General features: G+C 51.0%; 14 protein-coding genes. 1 reads left to right on the top strand and 13 read right to left on the bottom strand.

What is annotated here, in order from left to right:
* Window positions 1-70 precede the first annotated feature (70 nt).
* The 7 genes from ACFOLF_RS19555 to ACFOLF_RS19525 form a co-directional block, all read right to left on the bottom strand.
* Window positions 71-1,204, bottom strand: coding sequence for a glycosyltransferase family 4 protein (locus ACFOLF_RS19555; protein WP_210039277.1), 1,134 nt, complete (start codon window positions 1,202-1,204; stop codon window positions 71-73).
* Window positions 1,205-1,448: 244 nt separating this feature from the next.
* A complete protein-coding gene (locus ACFOLF_RS19550) occupies window positions 1,449-2,222 on the bottom strand; it encodes a WecB/TagA/CpsF family glycosyltransferase (protein ID WP_210039026.1) in 774 nt (257 codons plus the stop codon).
* Window positions 2,223-2,240: 18 nt separating this feature from the next.
* Window positions 2,241-3,443: a polysaccharide pyruvyl transferase CsaB gene (csaB, locus tag ACFOLF_RS19545; protein WP_210039027.1), complete on the bottom strand. Its 1,203-nt coding sequence runs from the start codon at window positions 3,441-3,443 to the stop codon at window positions 2,241-2,243.
* Window positions 3,392-5,503 carry a DUF5693 family protein gene (locus tag ACFOLF_RS19540; protein WP_210039028.1) on the bottom strand — a complete coding sequence of 704 codons (2,112 nt, stop codon included), beginning with the start codon at window positions 5,501-5,503 and terminating at the stop codon, window positions 3,392-3,394. Before ACFOLF_RS19540 ends, csaB begins: the two co-directional genes overlap by 52 nt.
* Before the next feature lie 12 nt (window positions 5,504-5,515).
* Complete coding sequence (locus ACFOLF_RS19535; RefSeq protein WP_379114461.1) at window positions 5,516-7,228, bottom strand: phospho-sugar mutase; 1,713 nt, start codon at window positions 7,226-7,228, stop codon at window positions 5,516-5,518.
* 77 nt (window positions 7,229-7,305) lie between these two features.
* The gene (fabZ, locus tag ACFOLF_RS19530; RefSeq protein ID WP_210039279.1) at window positions 7,306-7,740 is read right to left on the bottom strand and encodes a 3-hydroxyacyl-ACP dehydratase FabZ; all 435 of its coding nucleotides are present in this window, start codon (window positions 7,738-7,740) and stop codon (window positions 7,306-7,308) included.
* Window positions 7,741-8,069: 329 nt separating this feature from the next.
* Entirely contained in the window at window positions 8,070-8,597 is a 528-nt protein-coding gene (locus ACFOLF_RS19525; protein ID WP_210039029.1) for a CDP-alcohol phosphatidyltransferase family protein, read from the bottom strand.
* 316 nt (window positions 8,598-8,913) lie between these two features.
* Here ACFOLF_RS19525 and ACFOLF_RS19520 point away from each other — a divergent pair, with 316 nt between their 5' ends.
* A complete protein-coding gene (locus tag ACFOLF_RS19520) occupies window positions 8,914-11,259 on the top strand; it encodes an Ig-like domain-containing protein (RefSeq protein ID WP_379114458.1) in 2,346 nt (781 codons plus the stop codon).
* Window positions 11,260-11,397: 138 nt separating this feature from the next.
* On the opposite strand, the gene ACFOLF_RS19515 is transcribed toward ACFOLF_RS19520, so the two are convergent.
* The 6 genes from ACFOLF_RS19515 to ACFOLF_RS19490 form a co-directional block, all read right to left on the bottom strand.
* On the bottom strand, window positions 11,398-11,763 hold the full coding sequence (locus ACFOLF_RS19515) for a DNA-directed RNA polymerase subunit beta (protein ID WP_210039030.1): 366 nt from the start codon (window positions 11,761-11,763) through the stop codon (window positions 11,398-11,400).
* Between the two features lie 16 nt (window positions 11,764-11,779).
* The gene (locus tag ACFOLF_RS19510; protein ID WP_210039031.1) at window positions 11,780-12,601 is read right to left on the bottom strand and encodes a flagellar hook-basal body protein; all 822 of its coding nucleotides are present in this window, start codon (window positions 12,599-12,601) and stop codon (window positions 11,780-11,782) included.
* Between the two features lie 72 nt (window positions 12,602-12,673).
* Window positions 12,674-13,744, bottom strand: a complete 1,071-nt coding sequence (locus ACFOLF_RS19505) for a flagellar hook-basal body protein (protein WP_210039032.1) — start codon at window positions 13,742-13,744, stop codon at window positions 12,674-12,676.
* 298 nt (window positions 13,745-14,042) lie between these two features.
* Complete coding sequence (gene mreB, locus ACFOLF_RS19500) at window positions 14,043-15,032, bottom strand: rod shape-determining protein (RefSeq protein ID WP_210039033.1); 990 nt, start codon at window positions 15,030-15,032, stop codon at window positions 14,043-14,045.
* Between the two features lie 103 nt (window positions 15,033-15,135).
* Window positions 15,136-15,423, bottom strand: coding sequence for a sporulation transcriptional regulator SpoIIID (gene spoIIID / locus ACFOLF_RS19495; RefSeq protein WP_188997743.1), 288 nt, complete (start codon window positions 15,421-15,423; stop codon window positions 15,136-15,138).
* Between the two features lie 216 nt (window positions 15,424-15,639).
* A complete protein-coding gene (locus tag ACFOLF_RS19490; RefSeq protein WP_210039034.1) occupies window positions 15,640-16,395 on the bottom strand; it encodes a peptidoglycan DD-metalloendopeptidase family protein in 756 nt (251 codons plus the stop codon).
* Window positions 16,396-16,403: the final 8 nt, after the last annotated feature.

Below are 16,403 nucleotides of genomic sequence, written 5' to 3'. Positions count from 1 at the left end.
TCCACTTCGCGATGGAAGAGGAGTTATATTTATCCAACCCTAATTTATTGGAAGCCAATTACAATTGGCATTATTTCGTTCGCGATTGCTCCGTCCGCATGAACAGGCGTTGAATGAAATTGATGAGCGGTCGCCTGGATTTGTCGACGATTCCAATCAGCTCAGCGCCTATCTGCAAGACGAAAACCAGGATCAGAATAACGACAAAGGTGATCCAGTTGGCTGCGACGGACTGTACGATTGTTGATTGAATAATCGCGCATAGCCCGAAGAAGGAGGCAATAGCATAGATAATCAGCACTGTCCGGCGGTGGCTGAACCCAAGCTCACGCAGACAATGATGCAAATGGCCTTTGTCCGGTGCGAAAATCGGTTTCTTGTTGACCCAGCGGCGCACAATGGCAAAGAAGGTGTCCGAGAGCGGCACGCCAATAATGAGAAGCGGCGTGACAAAGGAAACGACTGTCACTTGTTTAAAGCCCAGCATGGATAAGGTGGCTAAAGCGAATCCGAGGAATAAAGACCCCGTATCGCCCATGAAGATTTTGGCGGGATGAAAATTATAGACGAGGAAGCCAACTACACCGCCCAGCAACAGCGCACATAACAGAATGACTGGTGCAAAGCCCATGATAGCAGCCATAATCAGGATTGTGCCGATCGCAATACCTGATACGCCGGCAGCCAGCCCATCCAACCCGTCGATAAGATTAATGGCATTCGTGACGCCAACGATCCACAAAATCGTTAAGGGAATACTGATCCATGCGGCAATAGGCTGCATCGATTCACCGAATGGAATATTAAGCAGGTCGATCTTGACGCCAAAGCCAAATACGACCACACACGCTGCCGCGATTTGACCCAGAAGCTTTATTTTAGCGGAGAGCTCGAACCGGTCGTCAAGCATGCCAATTACGACAATAATGGAGCCTCCTGCGAGAAGGGCGTTGATAATATTCAAATCATAATGGCGAAGCATACCTTCAGGAATGAATGGTTTGATGACGAAATAGGCAATTACAAAGGCTCCAAATATACCCAGTCCGCCCAGACGAGGCATTATACGCGTATGAACTTTGCGATGATTAGGCTTGTCTATAGCCCCGATCTTGAAAGCCAATTTAATAACAAACGGGGTTAACACGAGCGCTATACAAAGTGAAACTGCAAATCCGATTCCATAAAGAATGCCTTCAGCCATCTCCATCTCCCTTTCGTAAAACATAAGCATGATACAAGCTTCTGTCACGCTTACATTTGGGGCGAAGAAACAATTATCGTCGTCACTCGCAGCAGTACCGTACCGGGACAAAAGCTTTCATTATCAAGTCGGTCGTGCATGACGCCAGCCGTTTCTTCCAATACCGCCGGAATGAATTATACTCCGAATGAAAAAGAATCGCTACTCCCATTTTCAAGCGATTATAGCGATTTACTTGCGATTTCTAGGCAGCTTTGCGGTGTTTTCCAATGTTTCCTTTATCTCGCATCACTTTCACGACGAATTTCGGCAGAGCGAACATCCTCCGGTATCTTGAGGGCTGCTGCAAAAGCCGGTAGAGCCATTCCAAACGCAGCTTTTGAAAAAGCTTTGGCGCTCTTTTCAATACGCCGGCAATAACGTCAAAGCTTCCTCCAACGCCCATCATAACCGGTACATGGAGGGCTCGTTTGTGTTTGGCTATCCATGGCTCCTGATTATCTACCGCCCGTGCGACAAACAACATATCGGGCGCGCAGTCCCGGATTTGCCTAATGACCGCTTCGTCTTCATCCGGCCCGAAAAATCCGTTGCGATAACCCGCTATCGTTAGCCCGGGATATTGCTGCTGAAGAATATCGGCGGTCTTCTCAATGGTTTCTTGAGAAGTCCCCAGCAAAAACACACGCCATCCGCGAACATGTCCTTCTTCAAAAAGATGATGCATCAAATCAAAGCCCGGCACCCGCTCTGCAACCGGCTGGCCGATATGAGAGGCTGCCCATACAACACCCGTGCCGTCAGGGACCACCAGGTCGGCGCCCGCCATCACATCGTGGAAATGACTTTGTTCCAATGCCGTCATCACCATAATGGGGTTCCCTGTTATAACTTGTGTCGGTTGGCGCTGTTCAATACATTCAGTTAGCAAATTTACAGTATCCTGCATATTCAGCTTGGAAAAACGGATGCCGTATAGCGAAACCGTCGGCACACTTGCCAAGGCAGACTGACTCATTTATGGTTGTCACCTCTATTAGATTAAACGCAAAAGCTCAATAATTTGTTTCGCGGGTCTGCGCGCTTCCTGTTTTAAGAGCTCAATCGCCCTGTCGTGCTTTGCATGCCAATCCTTGGGATCATCCAGCAGATTGAGCATTCCGGCAACGAATTTCTCCGCATCCAGCTGCTCCGTTGTTCCAATCGGCTGAAGGTTGATACGGTTGAGAAATTGATCAATTTTGGGATCATAGGACAATCCCAGCATAGGCACCGATTGGTTGGCCGCGTAGATGAGCGCATGCAGGCGCATGCCAAGCAGTGCGTCGCACTGACTGACCTCCAGCAGCATCTGCTGGGGATCATCCAATGAGCCGGCGATCTCAGCGGAGCTTCCGCTGCCGGCAAGATCGCCAAGCTGCCCGATCACCCGCTCTGATGCCTCTGCATCAGATGGCGTGTGAAAAGGCAGGAACCGCAGCCGCACCGGCCGGCTGCGGGCCAGCGCGCCCAGCGCGGCGGCCACGCGCGCAAGGTCGGCGCCGTCCGTGCGCCATGGGCGCACGGACACGCCGACCAGCGGCAATGCCGCCGCCGCCGGCGCAGGGCCCGGGCCCGCGGCTCCGCCAGCGGCCTCAGGGCCGGCTGCCGCCCCGGCGCGCGAATGCGCCGCGCCGGGAAGCGGCAAGCCCATAACCGGATCGGGTACAACCTCGATCCGGTCCGCAGCCACGCCCATCCGCCCAAGCAAAGCGGCGGATTCGGCGTCCCTGACGCTGACGTATGCGCTGCGGCGCATCACGCCGCGGATCAACCGGTCCATCCACCGGCGGTTCACCGGTCCGATGCCCTGGGAATAAACAAAGACCGGCTTGCGAAGCAGCTGCGCCAGGCGCATAACGCCGGTGTAATAAGGGATTGTCTTCGCGCCTGTCGCATCCTGCAGTAGGCTGCCGCCGCCGCTGATCAGCCCGTCGCTGCTGCGGAGCGCGCCCAGAACCGCTCCGGGGCGCATGCGATGTACGGCTTCTACGCCGTACATCGCCGTGGTCCACGCCGGGTCGACCGACAGAACGACCGGTACAACCCTGAGGCCAGCCTTGGCGCCTTCTTCTTCAAGGGCAAACAGAATCGATTTCAATACCGCTTCATCGCCGCTGTTGCGGAAGCCGTAGTAGCCGGAAACAACTATGCGCCGGGTTTGAACTTCATTTTCTCCTGCGCGGAGCGGGGTACCCATCGTTTCCAGACCCCCTCCAGAACCTGCCAGACCGCAATCATGACAAATCCGATAATAGCGCCCAGTACCAGACCAAGCAGCACGCGGATAATGGAAATATGCAGCGGTGTATGAATATGGGCGAATGTATCGACCATTGACAGCTGCCCAACCGCTCCTACAATAAACAATACCCATGCCGCGCGATAACGAAGCGCCAGGAACAGGCCCAGGAAAAATAAGGGATGCGCAAACAGAAACTCTTTGTTGCGCGGCCGCACGCCGAAGGTCGACTCCAATGTATTGCGCAGCAGCACTTCGATGGATGTCGTTTGTCCTTCATTGCCAGTCCGGGACAAATAATACATGCCGGCTGCGCCAACAATGACAGCCACGACAACGCCAAGAACCGTAATTTTCATCGTTAGCAGCCGGCGTAAATTTCCCATTACAGATTCGCCTGTATAAAGAAATACATACAAGGCGGATAATCCGATTGGCGCCAGATGAAGCATACTTACTCCGCGGAACTGCTCAAGAACGAGCGAATACGTAATATTATTCAATAAACCGGTAACAAATGGAATGCCTGCCAGAGAAATGACGGCCGTTGCGGCGAACAAAGCAATCGCCATGGCAAGACGGCGTCCGGCTCTGATTCCAGGAAAAAGCCACTGTGCCTTCGCTTGGACGACGGACTCCGAAGCTCCGCCTACAGGCCTCCTGTTGCCCACCGTATGTGCCTGCACACGCCTGATAGCCCATATAATAGCGAGCGTCGGAGCACTGATAGCAGCTCCTAATGCCAGTCCCTGCTCCAGGGCTGATTTGGAAAGGATATATAATCCTGCGCTGCCGATCAAGCCCAATACGAATACCGGTATAGCAACGCCCGGAATGAACGCACTGATCAGGAGCGTAATAAAGGCGATTGCGCCAAGGACGACAACAGCTTTAAGCGGTTTGTGCCATGATGGCGTTTCATAATCGAAAGCCACTGCTTTGCCCGGTTGAAAACCAAGCTCACCGAGCTTCTTGATTGCCCCTTTTTCCTCGTCATTACCTGCCAAAGCTGTGTACAGGTTGTCCAGCGGATCCGTAATGGCGGATTTATTCGCACTGCTTATCGGCGATCCATTAATATAGAACATGCGGATGCTGCGGTCCTTCGCCGCCAGATGGAAGCGGTCGGCAATGGCCTCCGACTCCATTGAATAAGCATCACCCTCCGAAAGTGAGTATAAACGGGTTACATTATAATGCGTCAGATAGGCGAGGGTGCTCATCCCTTTTTGCTGCTTGGAGTTCTCAATTGCCGTAATGCCGATGCCATACTTGTTCAGAATTTCGGCAAAGGTATATAAGGTGCTCTTCTCGGCATTGTCCTCGTAACCTTTGACAGCATCTCCGTCAAACAATACACGCGTCACACCCAGTTCTTTATAACCGGCAAACAGTTTTTCAACCGCCGCTGCGTCAAAAGGCGTCCGGTCGGACAAGCGCGGCAGAATTTGAAATCCGGCATCATGCAGCGTCTGCACAGCAAGCGGATCGGGATTCATTTGCTTTAACACCGCATCCTCCATCGGCGTTTCAATCACAAGCCCTTCGTGTCCTCCGTAGGACCATGGAGAAGCTTGGATATCCCAGCTTTTGAATGTACTTGTGATGAGATCCCGGTATGCCTGAACCTCCTGCGGCCCATTAAACAGAACATAGGTGAAGTTCTCATCGCTTTCCGGTGGCTTGCCTTCCAATTCTCCGGCTTGGTCCGAATTATACAGGGAAAGGCGTCCAGCCCAGCGCAGTTCCTGAAGGGAGCTTTCATACAAAGCCATCGTCGTAAAGCCTGCATCTTTCATACGACCGAGCTGCTCCTGGATAAACGACTGCGGACGCGCTTTATAGGAAGCGATTTGCACCAAGTCGCGATAGTCGAATATATATTCAACCTGCTTGGAGGTTTTCTCCATCTGCCAGCGGGTTACGCCGAGCGGCAAAGCCGCGATAATGCCAATTACAACAAGCGCCCACAAAACCGTATGCGCCTTGCGATTCCATTGCTGCCACCTTCGTTGCACGCCTTCCACTCCCTATGCCTTGTTGTCCACTCTAGCCATGACCGCTTGCGTCAAACGTTTGAGGGCATCCGTTGCTTCGTTCTGGTTATTTGACCGCACGGCAAAATATACTTTGATTTTCGGTTCTGTTCCGGAAGGACGCAGACAGAACCATGAACCGTCCTGCAGCATGTATTTCAATACATTTTCCCGGGGCAGACCGTCAATTCCAAGGGAATAATCCAGCACTTTGCCGACCGCCGTTCCGGCGATTTCCACAGGCGGATGATTACGCCAGTTTTCCATAATAGAGGTGATCTGCTGAACACCGTCGATCCCCTTCAGAGTACGTGATTCCAGGTGCTCCAGATAAGTACCGAATTGTGCATATAATTCCAGCAGAACATCGTACAGCGTTTTGCCTTTGCTTTTATAGTAGGCAGCCGCTTCGCAAATATACAAGGATGCGATGACTGCATCCTTATCACGCGCATATGTACCTGCAAGATACCCGTAGCTTTCTTCATATCCGAACAGGAAAGAATGCTCCCCGGTTTTCTCGTATTGGGTCATTTTCTCGCCGATATATTTGAAGCCCGTGAGCGTATTAACAACGCCGGCTCCATAATGACGGGCGATATCAGCGCCCATTTCGCTCGTTACAATCGTCTTCACGACAACGCCGTTGTCAGGCAGCTGCCCGCGCTCCTTTAGGGTGCTCAGCAGATAATGAACCATGATGGCCCCCGACTGATTGCCGGATAATACCACGTACTCGCCCTCATTGTTGCGGACAACCGCTCCCATGCGGTCGCAATCCGGATCTGTTCCTACTATAATATCTGCTCCAACCTGATGGGCCAGCTCAATGGCCAGCGTGAATGCTTCACGTTCCTCCGGGTTTGGCGATTTCACTGTGCTGAAATAACCGTCCGGCTGCTCCTGCTGTGCAACCACATGAACATTAGTGAAGCCTGCTTGCGCGAGCACATGGCGAACCGGCATATTGCCTGCGCCGTGAAGCGGCGTATAGACAACCGAAAATTCTGCCCCCGCCCCGCTTTTAAGCAGATCGCTGTTCAGACTATGCGAAACGACCGTATTAACATAATCCTGATCCTCTTGATCCCCCAGCCAAATGAGCAGACCGCTAGCCTCTGCTTCCTGCTGGCTGATGCGAAGGACTTTATCAAAACCGCTCACCTGCTGGATTGCGGCGATTACCTGCTCAGCATCCTCGGGAACCAGCTGGCAGCCATCAGAACCATAGGCTTTATAACCATTATACTCTGGCGGGTTATGACTCGCCGTTACCACAATACCGCTTGTTGCACCAAGTGCTCTCACGGCAAAAGACAGCTGCGGAGTTGGACGCAATCCTTTGAACAAATAGGCCTTCACACCGTTTCCGGCGAGCACAAGCGCGGCTTCCAAGGCGAATTCCGGCGAGAAGTTGCGTGAATCGTGGGCGATAACGACAGAGGGAGTGCTGCTCTTGGCAAGCGTCCATGCTGCCAGGCCCTGTGTTGCTTTTCCAACTGTATAGGCATTCAGGCGATTCGTGCCCGCTCCCATAACACCGCGCAAACCGCCGGTTCCGAATTCAAGATCACGATAGAAGCGGTCTTCGATTTCTTTGTCGTTGCCTGCAATGCCTGCAAGCTCTTCCTTTGTCGCCGAATCGATGGCCGGATCGTTCAACCAAGCCTCGTAGCGTTCCTTTGCCGTTTGTACCATTCCTATCATTCCCTTCTCTCCACAAAAATAAAGTCTCTTCTATATTATATAGTCGGAATGGACAAATCCATGGACCGTTTGACTCCTTATTCGTTGGGGTCTTTAAGGGCAAACATAATTTCACCTTCTGCGACAATTTTCCCATCGACCTTGGCGGTAGCCTGTCCTTTGCCGATGATGCCTTTAAACCGGGTGATCTCAACCTCAAGCGTCAACGTATCCCCTGGCGTAACCTGTCCCCGGAAACGGAAATTATCGATGCCTGCGAAAAACCCGAGTTTCCCCTTATTGGCTTCCACCATCAGAATAGCAACTGTCCCCACCTGGGCGAGCGCTTCAACGATCAGTACGCCCGGCATAACCGGATATTGGGGAAAGTGACCGGTGAAGAACGGCTCATTCATTGTTACATTTTTGATGCCTACAGCCCGTTTTCCCGGCTCCACTTCAAGAATGCGGTCAATCAGCAGAAATGGCGGACGGTGCGGAATAATCTCCTGAATTTGTCTAATATCAAGCAGCTGAAAAAACTCCTTTCGTGTTTCACGTTTAAAATCGTTCGAATTGTGCCACAATAATGTCATCCTTCATGAAACTGCAGTCGTGGAGGTTGAGATAAGGGGTTTGGCCTAATGACCGAAGCGTCATATGGCCAAGCTCCTTTTTTAATGTATAAGCAAAGTATAATTCCCATCATACTTTGCTTATATTTCAAGGGGAAAAGCCTGCCTTCGCCAAAGGACGGCGCTTACTTATTTCTCTCTTGTAAGACGACGAGCCTCATCAAAAGGATGGGGGCAAGAGAAGGAATGTCCATCGCCACGTTTTCGGGAAGAGACCTGAAGCCGATTTATTCGACTTTGCCAAGTTTCTCCTCCCTGTTGAGAGCGACAAACAGGAAAATATAAATAAATGATGTGATAAACGAAAAAATAATAACAGCCCACAGATAGGCAGTGGCATATGAAAGCTCAAAGAAAATAAACATGATCGCCACGTAATAAAGCACCGTTGTCAACTTGCCCATCCAGTTGGCCGGTACCGTTTTTTTCCCCCGAAAATGAAAGAAAGCAGAACCTATGATCATCCCCAAATCTCTAATGAAGATAGCCGCACCCGCGCTCCAGGAAATAAGTCCGGTGAAGAGCAGCGACAAAATGACGGTGATCATCATCGTTTTATCTGCCAATGGATCCAGCATTGAACCCAGATTCGTCACTTGATTATTCCTGCGCGCTAAATATCCATCCAGAATATCGGTCAAACCGGCGGCCACCATGATGAAAAATGCCGTAATCATATGTCCTGCTGCAAAAATGAAGACGTAAACCGGAATTAATATAAACCGCAGCATTGTCAACATATTCGGCAGATTCAAACGCTCACGCCTCCTTATTTTTACTGGATGACGCTTCAAAGTTCCTCAACCATTATACCTCTAGCCCAGGAAAAATAAAACTACTTGGCTATGCCGCTGCCCTCGTTTCCCCACGGTTTTTATGCTTTCCATCCCATTTTCAATCCGCCCCGCCAAAGTCAAATCAAATGAAAACGTAACGCCCGTTTACAAAAAAGATACTGTCCTGGTCTAAACTTTCCTTCCATACTGACCGAAAATGATAGTACACCTAAGTGTAATTACTTGAAATCTGTCCAGAAAGCAAGCTAATTGAGTCAGGAGGATTAAAAACATTTTGAAAAAAACCATCCGTAAACTATCTGTTACCGCACTGGTCTTCGTTCTCTGCATGACCGGGCTCGCATCCGTCGTCGGTGCGGCAGCGGAAGTCACCTTGTCCAAATTATTGCTGTCCGCAAATGAGCTTTCACTGGAAGTCGGCGACAGCTCCACCTTGACAGCCACTGGCGTATATTCCGACGGAACGACCAAGAACCTGACGGCCCTCGCGGACTGGAGCGGCGAGAAGGCATCGGTAGCCACCGTATATAATGGAACCATTACCGCCAAATCCGAAGGTTCCGTAACCATAGTTGCTGCTTATGGAGACTTGGTGCAATCCGTTCAAGTTACCGTAACCAAGAAGGTTAAAGCCTTGACGAAAGATACGCAAATTCTTAATCTCCGCAAAAATGAATCGGGTGCGATCAAGTTGACCGCCACGTATAGCGACAACTCGACTCAAGATGTGGCAAGCATCGCGGATTGGTCCTCCAGCAACGAGAAGGTTGCGACCGTTTTGAACGGCAGCGTGACCGGAATCAGCTCCGGCTCCGCAACCGTAACCGCCACACTCGGCAAGAAAACGGTGACCATAGATGTCAATGTAGAGCTGGTCAATCGCATTGCCGTAAACAAATCCAAATTGTCCTTGCTGCTTACAGGATCAGAAACCGTGGTTCTTACAGCGACATACCCGGACGGCACTACCAAAGATGTAACGGCCGATGCCAAATGGTCTTCCAGCGACGATCAGGTTGCTGATGCGCTTAAGGGCGTCATTACCGGCTATGCAGCGGGAACAGCTGTTATTACAGCCTCCTATGGCACAAAAACGACAAGCATCACTGTCGATGTCGACAAGACAATCGCATTGAATGTGGACCAGGACAGCATCTTCCTTCATATTAAAGGCACACCCCAGCAATTGAAGGTAACCGCCCAATACGCCGATGGCCGCAACTCAGATATCACCAGTGACGCAGAGTGGACCTCCAGCGACGAAACGGTCGCATATGTCAGCAATGGACTGGTCACCGGTTACAAGTCGGGCTCAGCTGTCATAACGGCCAAGTACAACGGCAAGTCGGTTGACATCGACGTCGATGTTGAAGTCGTCAATCATCTGGATGTCAGCCCGGTTAAAGTCGTAATGAGTGCTGGTGATACCGGCAATCTCGCACTGATTGCGACCTATGCCGATGGAAAACCCGAAGATATAACCGAAAAAGCCGATTGGAGCTCGGATAATGAGGATGTAGCCTATGCATCCAAAGGCTTGATAACGGCCTATAAGTCAGGTACCGCCCAGATTAGCGGCTCCTACGGCGGAAAAACGATCAAGGTAACCGTTTATGTTGATGTACCAAGCAAATTGACTACCAGCTCCAAGGAAGTGAATGTGGAGGTTAATGGTGAATACCAAGCTACTCTAACAGCCGTATACTCCGACGATTCGACCGCAATCATAACATCCAAAGCAAAATGGACAACATCGGACGAAGCTATTGCCGAAGTCGAGGCCGGCAAAATTACCGGACTTGCTGAAGGCACAGCTACAATCACAGCCGATTATAATGGCGTGACTGCCAAAATAACCGTCAAGGTTGGTTTGGCCAAAGAGCTTGAAGCCAATGTTACATTGGTCTCATTGGCTCTTAACGATACGGAGCAAATTACTTTGGAAGCAACCGACGCTTCCGGAAAAGTCACAGACGTTACTGCAGACGCAAAATGGAGCTCCAGCAGAGCGACGATTGCTGATGTGAAGAAAGGGCTCGTCAAAGCCATAGCGAAGGGAACAGCAACCATTACAGCCACCTACGGGGGGCAGAGCGCTGCTATCGCGGTTGAAGTCGACCAGATCACCAGAATCGAAGCATCGGTATTCAACGTTTCGCTCAAATCCGGCAAGTTCGAGCAGATTGCCGTTACAGTGACGTATAACAACGGTAAAATCAAGGATGTCACCGCACTCGCAGAATGGAAGACATCCAATTATTTGGTGGCCACCGCCAAAAGCGGTAAGATCATGGCAGTCGGCTACGGTAAAGCATCAATCTCTGCTACCTATGCGGGTAAAACGGTCAAAGTTCCGATTGATGTGGACACCTTAAAATATTTTGAAACGAGCGAGGTCAGCCTGACACTCACTCCTGGCAAGCAAGTACAGGTGATCTCGACAGCTACTTACGCCGACCAGACCGAAGCGGACGTTTCCAAAGCCGCACAATGGGCTTCCTCCAAAGTGACGGTTGCCACCGCTAAGGACGGCATCATCAAAGCGACCGGCAAAGGGAAAGCGACCATAACCGTCAGCTTTGCAGGCAAGAAGGCCAAAATTCTCGTCACCGTCAATTAATTATATTTGACACAACTCAAAAAGCCGATCGCGGAATGCTCCGCGATCGGCTTTTTCTCAGTCACCTGGGAACCATTCTCAGACATGCAAATAACCCTCTGCTCCAGGCGAGCAGAAGGAAATAAATGGGACCAAACTCTATGAATCAGCAAATATTAGATCATACATATGCTTCCAGGTGTCCCATACAAATATGTCTTCTCCAGGCCTCTTCCCGAGCATGGAATAGCCGATATACATCCCGCCAAGTATCGCGATGATACAAAGTGCGGGTACGATGCTTTTCCGCAGCAGCCAAAACAGGATGCGCAGCCCAAGATTTCTTTTGGAACGCGTATTCTTGCCCACCTGCCGCTCGTCGCCAGCCTCCTGGCCACGCTGCTTGCGCGAATCATCCTCCGCCTCCGGCGCTTTGACGTTATCCGGAGCGGCGCGGAGCAGACTTTTTCGTTCCGGCCGTGAAACACCTTCCGTTTCGATAGCCGTCTGTTTTTTTATTTCCATTTCAGTTCACTCATTTCTAAGCGCGCATGTTGTTCGCGAGTCCCATCATAGTATCACTTGAGGACAACGCTCTAGCGCTTAACTGATAAGCGCGCTGCACGTTAATCAGTTCGGTCATCTCATCGGTTAAATCAACATTGGATGCTTCCAGGTAACCCTGGTTTACAGAGATGTCATTGTCAGGAGCAGCCGTCACGGTGCGAAGAACATCCGCTACGTTTAATCCGTCCGCAAGGGCGAATAGATTATCGGCAACCGGCGAGAGCAGAGCCGGTTTTACTGCTTGAACGAGCTTCAGCTGGCCAAGCGCCAATGTATTTCCGTCAGCCAATACTCCCAGTACGGAGCCATCCTTATCAAACTTAACCGACTTCACTTCAGCCGGTATCTCAATACGCTGATCATTGGTATCCAAAACAGGATACCCTTCCTTGGTTGTTAATATATTCATGCCATTATTGTCAAATGTCAGCTGAAAAGCTCCGTTGCGCGTATACGCCAGATTACCCGCGTCATCGGCCATCACCTCAAACAATGCATCGCCTTGTATCGCCACATCGTAAGGCTGATCGGTTTGCTGCAGCTGGCCCTGCGACAGATCCGGCTGTACCATTGTAAGGCGCGAGCCCCATCCCTGGTTGAAGCCCAGCGGCGTGAGCCTGCCAGGCTGCGCGAAAGCCTCCGGCTGCTGCTTCAAGGTGGTTAACAGATCCTCGAATGAGCCTTGCTTGCGCTTATAACCGGTTGTATTAGCATTCGCAATATTATCGGCGAGTATGTCCAGCTTCTGCTGCAATCCGTTCATGGATACCATGGCATTGATCATTGAACTGTTCATGAGCCGTCTCCTTTGTTATACAGGCTCCCATCTGCTTGGAATGCCTGCAGGGCTTATACAATACGATAAGGTCTAAACACGGCCCACTTCGTTAACTGCTTTGTCCAAACTGCGGTCGTAGAATTGAATCACCTTCTGATTCGCCTCATAAGCCCGCATGGCTGACATGAGATCAACCATGGATTGTGCCGAGTCGACATTCGAACGCTCTATGTAGCCTTGGCGAACCTCCACACGGTCAGCCGCATTCACAGGACGCGCATTGCCGGCATTGCCATTCAACGCGAATTTGCCATCACCGCCACGCACCAGTTCATTCGGATCGTCAACCCGTGTCAGCAGAAGCTGTCCGACATTGGAATCGGGTCCATGAACAAGCTGATTCTGTCCATTCAACTCCAGCTGGTTCAATACGATTCCCTGCGGCAGCTGAATCGGCGCTCCATCGGTTCCAATCACTCTTGTTCCATTGGCTATCCGGACAAGAAATCCCTGCCCGTCCTGCCTGATCTGATTCATCGCAACGCCCTGGGGAAACTCAATCGGCTCTCCACCCGCTCCCAGCACTTTTGAACCTGCCGACAGAGCCAGGAAACCCTGATCCCCTAACGTCAGCTGGTCCATCGAAATCCCCTGCGGCAGCTGAATCGGCGCTCCATCCACTCCAAGTACTCTTGAGCCGTCGGCCATAGCCAGAAATCCCTGCTCGTCCAGCTTAAATGAACCATCGCGCGTATACCGCGTTTCTCCGCTCACATCCTGTACCGTGAAAAAGGCTTGAGGCTGAAAAGTCAGCTGGCCATCAGGCGCTACATATTTGCCGGATTCATCAAACTGAATGCCCGGCACTTCGATATCCGACAGTATGGCAAAATCAGACGGCTGACCGGTTTGCGTCAAATCGCCCTGCAGCTGAATTTGCAAGCTCTCCTCGGCAAAAACGCCAGTGTTGATTTTCCCGATCGGACCGTTTGAATTTTCTGTTCCTGTGAGCTGCAGCAGCATTTCCGGAAATGACCGGGTGACTGCGTTATTTTGCTTATAACCGGGGGTATTTATGTTCGAGATATTGTTCGTGACGGTATCATGGCGATGCTGCTGGGCAATCATGCCCGCTGCAGCCGTGTATAGACCTCTTAACATGGACTTGGAACCTCCCGAGAGCTTCTACCGTGAAAGCTGGCTTCGCAAACCTCAACCCAAGCTTTCACTAGGAGCGCTGACTTCGTAAGTATATGCTGTGTTTGTTCAAAGAAACACATGAAACGGGCGAAACGAATACATATACCTATATATCGGCAGAAAAATGAGCGGGGTGAATAGTATATTCCTATGTCTTTAGGCTCATTTACGCTTCTCGGCACGCCCCCCTTTTGGCGTCCTACCCAAGCGCAGCGCAACCTGGCTCTGTTCATCTGTTGGCGAGCTTAGAGAACCTAGCTTATTTCTTCATCCGGTCCAAATGATCCAGCAGCAGCCCTGTTCCCTTTACTACACAATGCATAGGGTTCTCAGCGATAAGAACCGGAACGCGCAGTTCTTCTGCCAGCAGCGTATCCAACCCGCTGAGCAGTGCGCCGCCTCCGGTAAGAATAACGCCGCGGTCAATAATGTCTGCCGAAAGCTCGGGCGGAGTCTGCTCCAGCACGGATTTGGCTGCCGCCACGATGTGCGAGACCGGTTCCCAAAGCGCTTCCCTTACTTCTTCGGAGTGAATCGTGACTGTAAGCGGCAAGCCCGATACCATATCCCTGCCGCGAATATCGACTTCTTCCCTGCGGCCGTCCTGATAAACCGTTCCGATCTGAATCTTGATATGCTCGCTAGTCCGCTCGCCGATCAGGAGCTTGTACTTGTTTTTGATATACTTCATAATCGCCTCGTCAAATTTGTCCCCGGCGACCTTAATAGAAGAGGCGGTAACGACATCGCCCATAGAAAGAACGGCTACATCTGTCGTTCCGCCACCAATATCCACGACCATATTGCCGCTTGGCTGATAAATATCCATTCCGGCGCCGATCGCAGCCGCTTTAGGCTCTTCCTCCAAGAACACGTCCCTTGCTCCGCTCCGCTCTGCTGCCTCACGAATTGCTTTTTGCTCCACCGATGTTATATTAGTGGGGGCGCAAATAAGAATTCGTGGGCGGCTGTACCACGAACGGCCGCCCACACGATCAATAAAAGACTTCAGCATGATTTCGGTAATTTCAAAGTCTGCGATAACGCCGTCGCGAAGGGGCCGGATGGCAATGATATTGCCGGGCGTACGCCCCACCATACGATGCGCTTCTTCGCCAACAGCGAGCACGCGCTTTGTTTCGCTTTCGATCGCCACGACCGAAGGCTCATCCAATACAATGCCCCTTCCTTTCACATGAATGGACACATTAGCCGTGCCTAGATCAATTCCAATGTCCTTGCTAAACATAAGTCTGAAGTCCCCCAGAACGAATAGTAGTCGATGCAAAAATCATATCGTACTGTATTCGCTGAATTGAACGAAATTCCTCTATTTTTGTAGAAAAAATCGCTTACGATTTTGCTGCGGCAAGGACTTCGCGTTTACGACCGCTTGTTTTCTTATACTTTATTTTTGTCGCCTCTCCTCCCCTTAGGTGCCGGATCGATTTATGGTATTCCAGTATGTGTTTCACCTGGTCCGCCAAATCGGGATTGATTTCCGGTAATCGCTCCGTCAAATCCTTGTGCACCGTGCTTTTCGAGACGCCAAACTCTTTGGCAATCGTTCGTACCGTATGCTTCGTCTCGACGATACAACGGCCGATCTTTATGGTCCGTTCCTTGATGTAATCGTGCACGCTCCCGCCTCCCTACTCGAGATAGTTTGGTACATTATATGAGGGGTACGGGTATATATTCTTTATGTCCAAGCCTGACAAGCCCAAGTTATGCAAATATTTTCAAAAACGCAGGCCGCAAGGCTTATCCCAAGGTCCCGAAAATAAGCAAAAAGACAGGGTTTCCCCTGCCTTTTCACACTTTCGCTCTTGACCTGCTCAATTTTATTCTGTTTTTTATTGAGCGGCGTCTGCGGAGGCCATGGTCAGCAGCGTATTCGGGTTGATTGCTTTTCCGTCCTTGCGAACCTCGAAGTGCAAGTGCGTACCCAGATCCTTCTCAAGCTCGCTGCGGCCTGCTCTTGCAATCAGCGTGCCCTGTTTCACATCGTCGCCGACTTTGACCTGTACATCGCTAAGGCTTTGGTACACGGTCACCAGACCGTCCGCATGCTTGATCTCAACAATGCTGCCATTCAGCGGATGCTGCTCCGCTACCGTTACTTTACCGCTGAGCGCTGCGTTGACATCAAAGGTTTTGTCATCCGCGTTGGCCAGATCAATCCCCATATTGCCCATAAACGTATTCCCTGATTGAATCAAAGCCGCCTGGCGTTCTTCACTTGGCGCCTTCTCATCATAGAAAGGGGATACTACTTCCAGCTGAGTGTAGTCAGCCGGCCACTGCATAGTCTCATTCGCAGAAGCGATGACTTCAAGCGTGTCTTCCGTTTCGGTCGTGTCAGCAGTTTCATCCGTCGTACCTTGGCTTACCGCAGAGTCGGTGGTTGTCGGTGCAGTCGTAGTTGTTTCATCCGCCCCCTGGTAAATCCACATTAAGGTTACGATAATTGCTGCCGCGGCCATGAACGCTGCTGGTGCTGTCCATTTCTTCGACAGCAGCTTTCTCCATGCAGAAGGTTTGACGGCAGTTCCTCCCATAGCAGTTTTGGGAGAGTCTTCATTGAGCTTTGGTTTGTTTTGATCATTCATTGTTCTAT

Origin of the sequence: Paenibacillus sepulcri, assembly GCF_042647105.1 — a bacterium.
Lineage (GTDB): Bacteria > Bacillota > Bacilli > Paenibacillales > Paenibacillaceae > Paenibacillus_Z > Paenibacillus_Z sepulcri.
This window is presented reverse-complemented; position numbering and strand designations above follow the sequence as displayed.